General features: G+C 47.1%; 15 protein-coding genes. 12 read left to right on the top strand and 3 right to left on the bottom strand.

Annotated elements, in window-relative coordinates; genetic code table 11:
- The first annotated feature begins 2 nt into the window (after positions 1–2).
- The 6 genes from K7R11_RS00980 to K7R11_RS00955 all read left to right on the top strand — a co-directional run bounded on the left by K7R11_RS00980 (position 3) and on the right by K7R11_RS00955 (position 4,899).
- Complete coding sequence (locus tag K7R11_RS00980) at positions 3–182, top strand: CcoQ/FixQ family Cbb3-type cytochrome c oxidase assembly chaperone (protein WP_224487951.1); 180 nt, start codon at positions 3–5, stop codon at positions 180–182.
- 3 nt (positions 183–185) lie between these two features.
- Positions 186–1,154 (top strand): cbb3-type cytochrome c oxidase N-terminal domain-containing protein, encoded by a 969-nt coding sequence (locus K7R11_RS00975; RefSeq protein WP_224487949.1) that lies wholly within the window; start codon positions 186–188, stop codon positions 1,152–1,154.
- A gap of 28 nt (positions 1,155–1,182) precedes the next feature.
- Positions 1,183–2,604, top strand: a complete 1,422-nt coding sequence (gene ccoG, locus K7R11_RS00970) for a cytochrome c oxidase accessory protein CcoG (protein WP_224487947.1) — start codon at positions 1,183–1,185, stop codon at positions 2,602–2,604.
- Positions 2,605–2,747: 143 nt separating this feature from the next.
- Positions 2,748–3,194 (top strand): FixH family protein, encoded by a 447-nt coding sequence (locus tag K7R11_RS00965; RefSeq protein ID WP_224487946.1) that lies wholly within the window; start codon positions 2,748–2,750, stop codon positions 3,192–3,194.
- Positions 3,194–3,904 (top strand): sulfite exporter TauE/SafE family protein, encoded by a 711-nt coding sequence (locus K7R11_RS00960; protein WP_224487945.1) that lies wholly within the window; start codon positions 3,194–3,196, stop codon positions 3,902–3,904. Before K7R11_RS00965 ends, K7R11_RS00960 begins: the two co-directional genes overlap by 1 nt.
- Before the next feature lie 353 nt (positions 3,905–4,257).
- Entirely contained in the window at positions 4,258–4,899 is a 642-nt protein-coding gene (locus K7R11_RS00955; RefSeq protein WP_224487944.1) for a class I SAM-dependent methyltransferase, read from the top strand.
- Here K7R11_RS00955 and hemN read toward each other — a convergent pair.
- From hemN to K7R11_RS00945, 3 genes are all read right to left on the bottom strand, one after another.
- Positions 4,886–6,253: an oxygen-independent coproporphyrinogen III oxidase gene (gene hemN / locus K7R11_RS00950; protein ID WP_224487943.1), complete on the bottom strand. Its 1,368-nt coding sequence runs from the start codon at positions 6,251–6,253 to the stop codon at positions 4,886–4,888. The two genes, K7R11_RS00955 and hemN, sit on opposite strands and share 14 nt — an antisense overlap.
- 401 nt (positions 6,254–6,654) lie before the next feature.
- Positions 6,655–6,789 carry a hypothetical protein gene (locus tag K7R11_RS15000; RefSeq protein ID WP_262899763.1) on the bottom strand — a complete coding sequence of 45 codons (135 nt, stop codon included), beginning with the start codon at positions 6,787–6,789 and terminating at the stop codon, positions 6,655–6,657.
- A 25-nt stretch (positions 6,790–6,814) separates the two neighbouring features.
- Positions 6,815–6,976 (bottom strand): DUF1328 domain-containing protein, encoded by a 162-nt coding sequence (locus K7R11_RS00945; protein WP_224487942.1) that lies wholly within the window; start codon positions 6,974–6,976, stop codon positions 6,815–6,817.
- Positions 6,977–7,263: 287 nt separating this feature from the next.
- Here K7R11_RS00945 and K7R11_RS00940 point away from each other — a divergent pair, with 287 nt between their 5' ends.
- From K7R11_RS00940 to K7R11_RS00915, 6 genes are all read left to right on the top strand, one after another.
- Positions 7,264–8,184 (top strand): hypothetical protein, encoded by a 921-nt coding sequence (locus K7R11_RS00940; protein ID WP_224487941.1) that lies wholly within the window; start codon positions 7,264–7,266, stop codon positions 8,182–8,184.
- A gap of 499 nt (positions 8,185–8,683) precedes the next feature.
- Entirely contained in the window at positions 8,684–10,492 is a 1,809-nt protein-coding gene (locus tag K7R11_RS00935) for a pyruvate kinase (RefSeq protein ID WP_224487940.1), read from the top strand.
- An 874-nt stretch (positions 10,493–11,366) separates the two neighbouring features.
- Entirely contained in the window at positions 11,367–12,371 is a 1,005-nt protein-coding gene (locus tag K7R11_RS00930; protein WP_224487938.1) for a hypothetical protein, read from the top strand.
- A 98-nt stretch (positions 12,372–12,469) separates the two neighbouring features.
- Complete coding sequence (locus tag K7R11_RS00925) at positions 12,470–12,976, top strand: hypothetical protein (protein WP_224487936.1); 507 nt, start codon at positions 12,470–12,472, stop codon at positions 12,974–12,976.
- 8 nt (positions 12,977–12,984) lie between these two features.
- Positions 12,985–13,755: a curli production assembly/transport protein CsgE gene (locus K7R11_RS00920; protein ID WP_224487934.1), complete on the top strand. Its 771-nt coding sequence runs from the start codon at positions 12,985–12,987 to the stop codon at positions 13,753–13,755.
- Position 13,756: 1 nt separating this feature from the next.
- The gene (locus tag K7R11_RS00915; protein ID WP_224487932.1) at positions 13,757–14,155 is read left to right on the top strand and encodes a curli production assembly/transport component CsgF; all 399 of its coding nucleotides are present in this window, start codon (positions 13,757–13,759) and stop codon (positions 14,153–14,155) included.
- Position 14,156: the final 1 nt, after the last annotated feature.

Genomic DNA, 14,156 nt, shown 5'->3' with positions numbered 1-14,156 from the left:
CCATGATGAAATTTATTAAAAACTACATGACTTCCATCGAAGGGATCGAGATCTATCCCATCATATCGCTTTCGATCTTCTTTGTGTTTTTCGTGCTGCTTTTTTGGTGGGTGCTAACTGCTAAAAAAGACTACATCAGGAAGGTGAGCCGTTTTCCATTAGACAACCAAGAAAATGAATAAACAATGAAAGATTTTTCATCATATTTAAGAGTTATCGCGATCGTTACCCTGGTATTCCTTGGTGCCGAGTGGATGATCGATTCGGATAAGCCTGCATTCATTGAGTACCCGGAAGTTTCGCTCTTCCTGGTGCTGTTTACCATTACCCTGGTAGGAATCGAGGTAATGCTGGCGGCCATGAACAACATCTCTGAGGCGATGATGACCGAAGAGCAGAAGGCGGCAGCAGAAGCCCGCCGGATCGAAGCCGAGAAGAATGCCTGGTACCGCAAGCTGTATAAAAACCTTACAAAGACCAAACCCATTGAGGAGGAAGGCGAGATCATCCTGGACCACAATTATGACGGGATTCAGGAGCTGGATAACAAACTACCGCCGTGGTGGCTGTATGGGTTCTATATATCCATCGTTTTTGCAGCCATATATCTCGTGCGTTTTCACGTGATGGGGGCGCCCTCACAGGCCGAAGAATACCAGCAGGAAATGCAGGATGCCCGGATCGCTATAGAAGAATATAAGAAGACAGCTAAAGACCTGATCGATGTTAATACGGTCGAATTGCTTACCGATGCCGGGGACCTGAGCAAGGGTCAAACCATTTTCCAAACCAACTGTGTGGCATGTCATATGGCAGATGGAGGAGGAGGTATCGGACCCAATCTCACCGACGATTATTGGATCCTGGGAGGCGGTATTAAAAATGTGTTCAGAACCATTTCTGAAGGAGGACGTTCCGGAAAAGGGATGATCGCCTGGAGCTCTGTGCTTAAGCCATCAGAAATGGCACAGGTGGCAAGTTATGTGCTCACATTGCAGGGTACCACCCCGGCCAATCCTAAGGCTCCCGAAGGAGAGGTCTGGGAAGATCCGGATGCTCCGGCATCTTCAGCCGGACAGGTTGCCGACTCATTGGGTATGGAAGTCCCCGAAGCCGAAGAGATCGATTCGGTAACGGTACAGACACAAGAGTAGATTAAGCATTTGAAAAAAGCGAACAGCTATGGCAGACCAGGGGAAAGAAGTTTTCAGAGATTCCATAGGTACGGTTACCGAAGAAGGAAAACGAAGCTGGATCTTTCCGAAAAAGCCCAGCGGCAAATTCTATGAGTACCGTAAATATGTGAGCTACTTTTTGCTGGCCTTCCTTTTCCTGTCGCCCTTCCTGAAGATCAACGGTAACCAATTCCTCATGTTCAATGTGATGGAGCGTCGCTTTAATATCTTCGGATTCCCTTTCTGGCCGCAGGATTTCCATCTCTTTGTGATCTCCATGATCATCGGGGTGGTGTTTGTGATCCTCTTTACCGTTGTGTTCGGAAGGATCTTCTGCGGATGGATCTGTCCCCAGACCATATTTATGGAAATGGTCTTCAGGCGCATCGAATACTGGATTGATGGCGATCGTGGGGCACAGATGCGACTGGCACGCCAGGCCTGGAATGCAGAGAAGATCCGGAAACGGGTTGTAAAATGGATCATCTTTTTTGTGATCTCCTTTCTAATCGCGAATGTTTTTCTGGCCTATCTCATTGGGAGTGATCAATTGATCGCCTATATCACCGAGGGACCGGAAGCGCATGTAGATACGCTCATTGCCTTACTCATCTTTACCGGGGTGTTCTACTTTGTGTTCGCCTGGTTTCGGGAACAGGTGTGCATTATTGCCTGTCCGTACGGAAGGCTGCAGGGTGTTCTTTTGGATAATAAGTCGATCGTGGTGGCCTATGACCACGTTCGGGGAGAGGCCGAGAACGGGAGAAAAAAATTCAGAAAAGGGGAAGATCGTGAAGCCCTTGGATTTGGAGATTGTATCGACTGCAAACAGTGTGTGCACGTTTGTCCTACCGGGATTGATATTCGAAACGGAACCCAGCTGGAATGTGTGAATTGTACCGCCTGTATCGATGCCTGCGACCATATCATGGAGTCGGTGAACCTGCCTAAAGGATTGATCCGGTATGCCAGTGAGGATAATATCGAAAAAAATGCCTCCTTTACATTCACCCCCCGGATGAAAGGGTATGCAGCCGTGCTGGGCATCCTGATGGCTGTGCTTACAGGGATGCTCTTCCTCAGGAACGATGTGGAAGCAAGCGTACTTCGGTTGCCCGGGCAGTTGTATGAGAATAAGGGAGACCATATTATAAGCAATGTGTATACCTATAAGATCATAAATAAAACGGTAAAGAATATCGAAGATGTGAATATTCGCCTTTTGTCGCCCGAGGGGATGGTGAAGCTGGTCTCGGGAGAGCACATCACGGTACCTGAACAGGGACTGGCAGAGGGAACCCTCTTCGTGGAGATCGATAAGGCTTTTCTGGATGACGACCGGATGAAGATCAAGCTCGGGGTGTATAGCGGGGAGGATCTGATCGAAACCACCACCACCTCATTCCTGGGGCCGCATAGCTATCGCTAGAGGATGGATGAAGGAATTATGAATTTTGAATGGTGAATTGTTAATGAGGGATGCGTTGTAACCCTTAAAATTCTGTAACCTTTTAACTGTATTGGCTTCAACAGGCCACGCAGTAAAATTAATAACACAAAAATAAAAGATTTATGAAAATTAACTGGGGAACAGGAATTGTAATAGCCTTTGTATTGTTCATAGGATTTATCATGTTTTTTGTGGTACAGACCTTAACTGATGAAAGCCTGGAGCACGAATTGGTTACCGAGGATTATTACAAGAAAGAACTGCAGTTTCAGAAGGAGCTGGATGTGGAGCAACGTACCCGGGACCTGGGGCTCGATCTTTTGGTGTCGCGTACAGATGATGGACTGGAAATAGTGTTCCCTGCCGGGCAAGACCCGAAAACCATAGAAGGAAAAGTGTTCCTGTACAGGCCATCTGATAAACAATTTGACTTTGAGGTTCCGATCTCATTGTCTGATCCACATTTGCTCATACCTAAGGCACGTTTATTGGATGGCCGTTGGAACATTGTAGCCGACTGGACCTATAAGGGGAAAAAATTTAAAGTTAAAAAATCGATCACGTACTAATGGTATTAAGCGGTCTCATACTGGGGTTTTTGGGAAGTCTGCACTGTGCCGGTATGTGCGGGCCCATTGCCTTTGTACTGCCACTTGACCGCAAGGATCCCTTGAAGAGATTTATCCAGCTCATGGGGTACCATTTGGGTCGTATCAGCAGCTATGCTCTGATTGGGTTATTCTTCGGACTCCTGGGCCGGGGCTTGTTCATCTCCGGAATGCAACAGCGCTTGTCTCTTGTGCTGGGAGTGCTCATGATCGTTGCAGCACTGGTACCTGTATTCAGTACTTTCAGGGGTGGAAAACTCCTTACACCATTTTACATGGCAGTGAGCAGGGTAAAAGGGGCACTGGGGGAACGTCTTAAAGACCGGTCTCCAAAAACCTTATACACGCTTGGGGTGCTCAACGGATTTTTACCCTGCGGATTGGTTTATATGGCCCTGTTCGGAGCAGTGGCCATGGGGGATGCCCTTTCCGGTAGTGCCTATATGGCATTGTTCGGAGCGGGAACCATACCCCTGATGAGCGTTGCGGCTTATTCCGGAAACTTTCTTTCTCTAAAAATGCGCACCCGTCTTAACAAGCTCATCCCTGTATTTGTGGTTTTGATTGGAGTGCTTTTTGTGCTTCGTGGCCTCGGACTGGGGATCCCTTATATCTCCCCCTCAGATATGAACCTGATGGTGAAAGCCAATCCCGATTGCGTGGTTCCTTAAAAAGAGCCGGGATTATAGAGTCAAAAGGGCATGGTTTTTTTAACGGTGCCTGTTCTGATGGGCTTTGGCGATCTGCGTGGGGATTGGTATTGTAGAATTAAATTAGAAGGGGCTCCTTCCCCTGATCAGGGGAAGGTACTCTTGCTGTAATTAAGAGGGGAAGGGGTTGAAATGGCGAGTATTGTTACAACCCACCCCGTCTCAGGGCTGCGTCCTGATCTACCCCCTCCCCGGACAGGGAGGGGAGCCAACTCGTATTTTACTATTTTAATGTAATCCGGTTGCTTTATAAGCATGACGGAAGGGGTCTGCCAAATTCTCTAAAGCTTTTTATTTATGGCTATATTTACCCTGTGAATAACCTCGAAAACACCCGCGACATCTTTAACAAGTACGCAAAGGATTACAGGGAAAAGTACCTGGATCAGGGGGCTTATGCCCATGTGCTTCTTGAATTTCTCAAGGGTATCCCCATTCATGGTGCTGTCCTGGACCTGGGTTGTGGCCCGGGAAATATCAGTCGTTTTTTACTGGATCATCGGCAAGACCTTAGGCTGACCGGGATGGATGTGGCCCCGGCAATGATCGAAGAGGCCAGAAAGCTCAATCCCGGGGCCACTTTCCAGGTGGGCAATGTTCTGGATACCCGGGGTTTCAGAGAGGGGAAATTTGATGGGATGGTCTCCGGGTTTATACTGCCATATATGGATACAGAGCAGGTTAGGTTGCACCTGGATCAGATTGCCGGAGGGTTGCACCCCGAAGGGATACTCTACCTGAGCTATCTGGAGGAGAATCAGCAAAAATCAGGAAAGGTGATTTCCCGGAATTCTAAAGGGGATGAGCTGTTCATGTACTACCACTGTTCTAAGGAGATCGACCGTCTCGCAGCACAGGCCGGATTCAAGGTCGACATGCGAGATAAAATAACTCCCCGTTCAGAAAACGGGGAGCCAACCAATAATGAGATCATCATGCTACTCAGATGGTCATAGAGAACAACTGAGTATTCGGGTTGTTGCGCTGTAAACGCAAGTCAAAGGCCATGCAAATATTGCGTACAAATGGTCTTCCTTTTTCGGTAACTGTGATGGAGTCTTCAGCAATGGTGATCAGCCCGTCGTCTTCCATTTCCGTCAGCTTTATCAACACCTGCGGCAACTGATCGAAACAAAGGTTTTCGTCCTTCCAGGAGGTTTTAAGCTGACACATCAGGTTGAGGATGTGCTGGCGGATCACCAGGTCTTCCCCCGTGAGGATATGTCCCCGGTAAACGGGGATCTCCCCCTGCTGTACCAGGGAGATATAGGTGTCAATATTTTTCTCGTTTTGGGCAAAAGCAGTCCAGCTGTCGCTAATGCTGGAGGCCCCGAGTCCCACCATAAGGGAGGTCTTCGAAGGGGTGTAACCCATAAAGTTCCGGTGCAGGTGTCCGGCGGTCATGGCCTTGTACAAGGCATCGTCGGACTGGGCGAAATGGTCCATCCCGATCTCCTGGTACCCCAATTCCTTTAAAAGTACCTTCCCGGTTTCATAGAGTTTTCTTTTTTCTTCCCCGGAAGGAATATCTTTTTCGTCAAATCCCCGCTGTCCGTTGCCCTTGATCCAGGGCACATGGGCATAGCTGTAAAAGGCAATGCGATCGGGCATAAGCGGTATGGTCTTGTTAATGGTATCAATGATATCCCCCAGCGTCTGGAAGGGCAGTCCATAGACCAGGTCATGGCTTATGGATTCATAGCCCAGTTCCCTTGCCATCTCGGTGACTTTCTTGACCTTGTCAAAGGGCTGAATGCGGTTGATGGCCTTTTGTACAATAGGGGAATAATCCTGTACCCCATAACTCACCCGTGTAAATCCTACGCTGCGCAGTACCTTCAGGTGTTCATAGGTGGTGTTGTTGGGGTGGCCTTCAAAACTGAACTCATGGTCTGCCGCCTTTTTAGCGTATTTCAGAATCCCCTCCATGAGTGTTTTTAGATTTTCGGGAGAAAAGAAGGTAGGGGTCCCACCGCCCAGGTGGATCTCCCGGATCACAGGGGCCTCCCCGAATAGGTCAACATACAATTTCCATTCGGCAAGGAGGGCATTGATATAGGGGCTTTCCACCTCATGACGGGTGGTGATGCGCTTGTGGCACCCGCAAAAGGTACACATGCTTTCACAATAGGGTAAATGGATATATAAACTGATCCCTTCGGAAGCGTTGGTAGCCCTGAAGGTTTCAGCAGCCAGGGTTTTCCAATTCTCCCCGCTGAATCCGCTGGCATCCCAGTAGGGTACCGTGGGGTAACTCGTATATCGGGGCCCGGGCACGTTGTATTTCTGAATAAGGTGGTTACTGCACATAGCTGCCAATTTGGGGTAAAGCTACGACAGCTAAAAGGCGTTTTCCTATGACATATGTCATGTACAAAAAAAGTTCCCGAGAGCTTCTTATTTAAAGGCCCGGGTTAAGATGCAATGACGTAAAAAGTGGTGAGGTAATAAGGTGATAAAGTGGCGCAGGAATGCTGACTTACGCCTAACCCATTGATATCTCTTCCGGGAATGTTTTTAAAATGCGACGCATACTATACAGGGTTATACGTTGGTTTGTATTCCTTTTGAAACCTGCTGTTTTTCTCCGTTGTACCGTTACCGTTAGTCACGGGTAGCGAATTTCCAGGGTGATGTAAAAAAAAGCAGGGAGGTAAGGGTATTCCTTTACTTAACCGTCTTCCATCTCCCTTCTCCTGTCTCACCACTCACTAAAACGCCTCAAACACATACCCCAGTAACCAGTACAGAAGCAGAAAAAAGAATATGGTGGCGCAACCACAGCGGCCACCACTCATTTTTTTGGCTCCTATCCATGCTAATATGGCCCTGAGGAGATTTTTCATAGGGAGAAAAAGCTGTTAATTGGATTCAGACCCGTTTTTTTCCTGTAACGATAGAAATGATAAAAAGAACAAGAAATATAAAGAACAGGATCTTGGCAATTCCGGCAGCGCTTTCAGAAATTCCTCCGAAGCCGAAAATGGCTGCTACCACAGCCAGGATAATAAAAATTACAGTCCAACGTAACATGATTCTTGGTTTTGGTTGAGAATTAATAAACTAATTACCAACAAGTTACGAAAATTTAATCAACGTACAGATAAAGGGACGTATTTAATTGCGGCAGTTGAATCGTGGTGTTTAACCTGTGAATCGTTGTAAAGTTTAGTTAATGTTTAACCACATATTTATTTAAATATTTATCTTGAAGCAACCGCATTAACTTCATCTTCAGCGTTCTGAAATTTCCTTCCCACAGGAGGAAATCATTTTTTATCGTTATATTTTGTGAGAAAAAACGCAGTTATAGTGCCGCGATGTTAGCTTATATTGCCATATATATCGTCCTGGTCCTTGCTATAGGCCTTAGCGCCCGTTTGGCCTACAAGCATATGCAGCCTGGAAGACCGCAATTTCAAAAGACGAGCTATGCCCCTTTGGAACGGAGGTTGCTCAGGGAATTTACGGCTATGTTTGACGCTCCCATGAGAACCCGCATGAGAAAGCAATTGCAATATTTCAGAAAGCGGGGAAAAAGCTGGAGGAGCTATGGGGAGGAAGAATACCACCTGGAGCTCTATGAGAATGAAGACCTTCCTATGGAAGACCGCTTTTGTTTTCCGCTCACTGCGGAAGCCCCGTTGGCCCGGATCGTTTTCGAAATTTCAGGGAAGGAATACAGGATGACCGTTCATGGGTACAATGGCCGCATCTGGGGCTGGAGTATCGCTCCGGATCCCGGAACTGACCTTCGCAGAAGAAAAATTCATATTTCCGCCAAATCCATAATTCATCACCCGGAACAGGTAAAACTCGACAGTACCCAGGAGTTGGAGGTCTTTTTCCGGGAAGACGACAGCCTGCTCAGTGCCCTGCTGGAGAGTCCTTCCATCAGGGAGGTGCGGGCACCGGGGAACCTCGACCGACTTCTGCAACGTCTCAATCGTACCAACACCCGGTTACCTGATGAATTCCTGGAGTTACTTCGCATTACCGACGGGATGACCTTTGTCGATGGAAAGATCAATGGCTGCCGCACCTTGCTCAGGATCATGAACCGGGACGCCGAATTCTGGCCTCTTGCCGAATTCCGCAATGAACTGCTTGGGGTGCGACCCGGGGACGCCCATGGCCGACTCTATTCCATGAACAAAGAGGAACGCAGGCTGAAAAGGATCAACGGCGGATTCAAGGAGACTATTATTTCCCGTCTGGACACTTTCGGAATGCCTTTGTAATAGGTTCGTTGACTTTTCTGATTTCATTGCGAGGTTATGTAATGGCCGAGGCAATCTCCCTATCACAGGAACGAGTTTGCGTTTGAGTTTGAGCATGAAAATAAACTTGATTACTCACGTCTTTGAGAGTTTGCCTGTCAATGGCAGGTAGGACTGAGAAACGGTCGTAGCAATCTCCCAATTACAGGAACGAGTTTGAGTTTGAGTTTGGGCATGAAAATAAACTTGAATACTCACGTCTTTGCGAGTTTGCCCGTCAATGGCAGGTAGGACTGAGAAACGGTCGTGGCTATCTTCTCAATGAGAGTAAAGAAGTAATAGGGTAATGGAGTAATGCAGGCATTATCTTCACTCCTTCACTCCTTCGCTCCTTTGCTCTTTTGCTCCTTCACTCCTTCACTTTTTCCATTCGAAATCCCCCTAATTCGTTTCAAAACCGACGGGAAGTTGGTACATTTATAAGACCGGATCCCACTGGTCCGGGGAAGCATTCTATATCATGCAAACCGATACGAAAACCATCAAAGGGGCCATCGCCCGACTGGAGGAGATCATTGCGCAGTTGAACCGGGAGGTCGACGCGCAGGAGTCATTACTTAACAGGGTACATCCCGGTTTCAGGGAAAGCGCGGTGAACCTGATCCACTACGTGACCTTTCGCCGATTTAACCTTACCCGGCTTCAGGGAATTCTGAGGAATATGGGCATTACTGGGTTCTCCCATGCCGAAGGGCAGGTTATGAGTACCCTTTTGCACAGCAGGCATCTGCTGCAGTGTTTGCTGGAAACAAAAGGGCCGTGTGACGCTGGAGCCGCTATTAGCGTGGAACGTTCGCGACAGTTGTTACGGGAACATACCATTTCCCTGATGGGGTGCGAAACCTCCGGAAGGCGGGTGGGCATCATGGTGACCCAACCCACCGAATCGGCCTGGCACCCGGAACTGGTCCGGGAGATGATCCGTGCGGGGATGGACTGTGCCCGGATCAACTGTGCCCATGACGACAAGGGGGTGTGGATGAAGATCATTAACAACGTGAGAACAGAAGCCGAACAGGCGGGAAAAAAGGTCACCATTACGATGGATCTGGCCGGTCCAAAGATCCGCACCGGGGCCCTGGAAGCCGGAATGCGGGTGCGCAAATTTTCTCCTAAAAAGGATGAGGGCGGACACGTTTTAAAACCCGCGACCGTAATGCTCAAACGTACCCTCTCTGAAGATGGGCCTTCGAATACCCTGCCGGTGAGTGTACGCCTCCTGGAAAGTCTGAAGGTAGGCGATAAGGTATTCTTCAGGGATGAACGGGACAAGAAACGGGAACTGGTAGTGGCTGAGGTAATGCCCGGCTTGGTAAAGACCTATCTCTATAAAACCTCCTACATACGAACCGGTACGGCCCTCCATAAGGCCGATGGCCTGGTGAGTGATGTGGGAGAACTGCCCAGGGCCGAGCGCCCCCTGCTGCTTAAAAAGGGACAATTCTTAAAGGTGACCGGCCCGGATACAGCGGGAAGGAGTTCGGTGAAATCCTGGGACGGGGCCACGACACAACCGGCACAGATCCCCTGCCAGATGCCGGAGGTCTTTACCTACCTCAAACCCGGGGAAAGGGTGTTGTTTGACGACGGGAAGATCGAGGGGGTGATCCGGGAGGCTGCGGAAGACGGATTCCTGGCAGAGATCACCCGTGCCCGGGAGAAGGGGTCCTGGCTGCGCTCGGAAAAGGGCATTAATTTCCCGGATTCCCGATTAAAGGTCAAGGGCCTCACAGCGAAGGACCGGGAAGACCTGAGGTTCATTGTCAGCCATGCCGACGTGGTAAATTTTTCCTTTGTGAATTCCGGGGAAGATGTGGAAGAGCTCCTGGATGCCCTGAATATGCTTGGGGTGAGTGATAACCTGGGGATCATTCTGAAGATCGAAACGGGGGCGGCCTATGACAATCTCTATGAGATCCTTACCACAGCCATGAGACGAAGAAATATCGGGGTGATGATCGCCCGGGGCGACCTCGCGGTGGAAACCGGATGGGAACATATGGGACTGGTACAGGAGGAGATCCTGGCCATGTGCGGGGCCGCTCACGTGCCGGTGATCTGGGCCACCCAGGTATTGGAGAACCTGGCCAAAAAAGGGCTGCCCTCCCGGTCGGAGATCACCGATGCCACCAATTCGCTCAAGGCCGAATGCGTGATGCTCAACAAAGGTCCGTATATCACCGATGCGATCAGATTACTGGATTCCATCCTTCGGGAATCCGAAAAGTTCCGTTTGAAAAAAGAACGGATGCTACCCAGGATCGAGTAACCGTCTTTGCGAGTTTACCCGCCAATGGCAGGCAGACAGGGAGCGAAGCGACGTGGCAATCTCCCTGTTACAGGAACGAGTTTGAGTTTGAGTTTGGGCATGAAAAAAAACTTGAATACTCACGTCTTTGCGAGTTTACCTGTCGAAGGCATGGAGGGCTCGACCGACTTGGAAATCTCCCTGTTACAGGAACGAGTTTGAGTTTGAGTTTGGGCATGAAAATAAACTTGAATACGCACGTCTTTGCGAGTTTACCTGCCCGCCGCCAGGTAGGTAGGACCGAGAAACGGTCGTGGCAATCTCCCCAATGGGAGTAATGAAGTAATAATGTAATGGAGTAATGCCAACATCATCTTAACTCCTTTGCTCCTCTGCTCCTTCGCCTCGTCCCCCTCTTCATATCCAAATCCGTTACGGGTTACCGCAATTTAATTGTAAGAAAATCACCCTTTTACAAAACGATTACTTCTTACAGAATATTTTTACTTTTCATCTAAATAGTTAAGAAGATCAGGTTTTAGGATGCTATATTCGAGAAGCCTGAAAATGGAGCTGTGGCGTTTTCAAAACAGCAAAAACGGAAAGGCTAGCCCACCATCTTACATTGAACTTTTTTTCTACCCCCACCACACTTCTTTTTGTTATGGGATTTCCCCCACGATTCGTTTATAGTCATACAGACCTTTAGCATCTGTACTGACTCCAAATGGTCTCCCCTGACCCGCGATTAGTTTTAGTCTGCAGCCCTTGGTTGCCTGACGCCTTTGGTCCCCCAAAGCTAGCGATCCCTACCCCGGACCGTGATTGATCAATAGCGTCGAACATGAATATCAAATTAATAACTATTACTAATCTTTAAATTTTATTAAGCTTTATGAAAAAAGTGATTTTTTGCGCTGTGGCGCTAATTTTTGGGACATCGGTGATGGCTCAGAGTAATGAAAGTACAGTAAGTCAATTAGGTGATAATAATGATAATACTGTTTATCAGGAAGGATACATGAACCAGTCAGGAGTAAAGGTAGAAGGTAAGAACCCAGACACTCCTGGTAATGGAAATACAACCAAGGTTACTCAAATTGGAAAGAGAAATAATGACAGGGATAATGATGATAGTGAAGATTTAATTGTGCTTGTAAGGGGAAATAATAATTCTAACACTGTTAAGCAGGATGGAAATGACAACCGAACTTTTTCTTACCAAAGAGGTAACGGGAATACTTCAGACATTTTGCAGGATGGCAACGATAACTTATCGCAGATACGGGCATTAGGTAATTGGAACGATAGTTATATCGACCAAATTGGGAATCATAATAATTCCAGTATAGTTCTAACCAATGGGTCGGATGGAAATGATGCAGATATCTATCAGTATGGAAATAGAAATAATGGTAGAGCTGAAGTAACAGGAGACTGGAATGAAGTGGATATTGACCAAGTAGGGCATTATAACAATTCAGACCTACCTAAATTCTCAGGAGATCCAAAGGCTGCATTGATTACTGGTGATGGAAATTACGTTAGATTGAATCAATTAGGAAATTATAATGAAGGTGTTACAACTGTTTCAGGAAACTGGAATGATGCAATTACCAGACAAGAAAGCAATTGGAATAAATCAACTACCATTCAGAATGGAGATGGGAACTTCTCCAGAACAAAGCAGTTTGATAGTGGACACCATCAAAGTACAACTACTCAAGAAACCAGTTGGAATGAAAGTAATGTAACTCAGAATGGTTATATGCAATACAGTACTGTACTTCAAACAGGTGGTAATGGTAATACATCAACTGTAACTCAGAGTGGTTCTTATAATACTAGTGATGTAGTACAAACCGGGGCTGGAAACACTTCCGTTGTTACCCAAAAATAGTATAAGGGATAGTCTAAATACTTTAATTATAAAAAAGGTGCGGGTTCAAATTATTACCCGCACCTAATTTTGGTTTTCATTATTAGAAACAATATAATATGAAACTTCAGTATTTCGTAGTTTTTTTAATAATTACATTCATTTCTAATGCATTATATGCGCAAGCTGATATTGTTTCACCGGAGGATATAAAGGGAAATGAAAGGAGTTTAATTGCAAGAGCAATTCTTCCAGTTAGGTCGGCTGATGAGTTAGCGCCAACTAAGCAAAATGCAGTATACATTCAACAAATAGGGCAATCCAATAAGGTATTTACCTATGCTCAAACATCGAAAGGATCCATTTCCGTTTTACAGGAAGGAAATAATAATAAAGCCGGTCTCTTCCTAAAAGCTGAGACTATAGAGTACAACCTTACCCAATCAGGGAATGATAATAAATACCTGCATTTTAATATCAGTAACCCCGACCTGATTAAAGTGAATGCCGTCCAACAAGGGAATGACACTGATATCATCATCCACGGTAAGAACAGCATCTCCGAAAAAATGAAGATCAATATGATCGGCAACGATCGCGCCCTGATCATCAGAAACTTTAACTGAACCATAATTTGAGGCCCCTCCATCCCATAATCATACTGCTTTGCTGTCTTCTCATCTCAGAAGGTACAGCCCAGGAATCCCTTTCCGATGTTCAGGCAAAGATCGACCTGGAATCCAGTGATCGTTTTCTTCGCATTACCGCCTTTGCCACCAATACCACCGAGATCTCCCAAAGTTTAAAATATACCTTGTCTGTTGTAAAGACCGATGCCAATGGCAACCGCAATAAGACAGATCAACAGGGCTTTTTTATCCTGGAACCCCAGGAAAAGAAGACCCTCGCCGGGACCACTCTGAACACCACAGAAGAAGACCGGACCATTATTTTTCTTCTCATCTACAAGGATGGGAGTGTGATCGCTAAGGACCGGATCGTGATCAATGGCTTCGAGGGCGAAGATGAACTGCAACCCATTATTGTGGAGCGGGAAAAACTTACCGGGGAAGCGCCCCAGCAGGCGCCCGCAGATGGGGTGGTGCTCAGGGGAGTTGTGGTGGAAGACACCAAAACCCGTCCCGGAAATGAATTCTATCAGATGTTCTATTCCCAATACCTGGCCAATAATATCAATGGAGAGCGCATCGTAAAGATCACGGAACAGATCGCTATGGGTCGAAGTACCAAGATACAGGTACTGGTAGACCAGGACCTCGTGATGGAATTCTTTGTGAATCCACGTCAGGAATACCTCAAACAAATGGCAGACCAGGCGGTGTATCGGGTACGCCGTTATTTTCAGAACCTCCAAACCAAAAAGAACCAACAAAACCGTTATTGAAATGAAAGCTTTGTTAACCACTATGTTTTGTTTTGCAATGACCGGGCTGTGTGCCCAGCAACTCACCTATAAGCCAAAAAATCCGGCCTTCGGAGGGGATACCTTTAATTACCAATGGCTCCTGAGTTCGGCTAACGCCCAGAACTCTTTTCAGAACCAGGGGTCCCAGCGGGAAGAACGCTCTGAACTGCAGGAATTCCAGGAGAGCCTGAACAGGCAGGTGCTGGGGCAGCTAACCCGAAGCGTGTTCAATTCCCAGCTTGGGGAAGATGGATTAAAGGAAGGTACTTTTAATGTGGGCAGCCTGGTACTGGAAATTTTTGAATCTGATGAAGGCTTTGTGATCAATATTCTGGATACCAATTCCGGGGAACAAACCCAGGTCATCGTCCCTAACTAAA

Origin of the sequence: Robertkochia flava, from assembly GCF_020166515.1 — a bacterium.
Taxonomy (GTDB): Bacteria; Bacteroidota; Bacteroidia; order Flavobacteriales; family Flavobacteriaceae; genus Robertkochia; species Robertkochia flava.
Note: the sequence above shows the minus strand (reverse complement) of the source record. Positions and strands in the feature narration are given on the sequence as shown.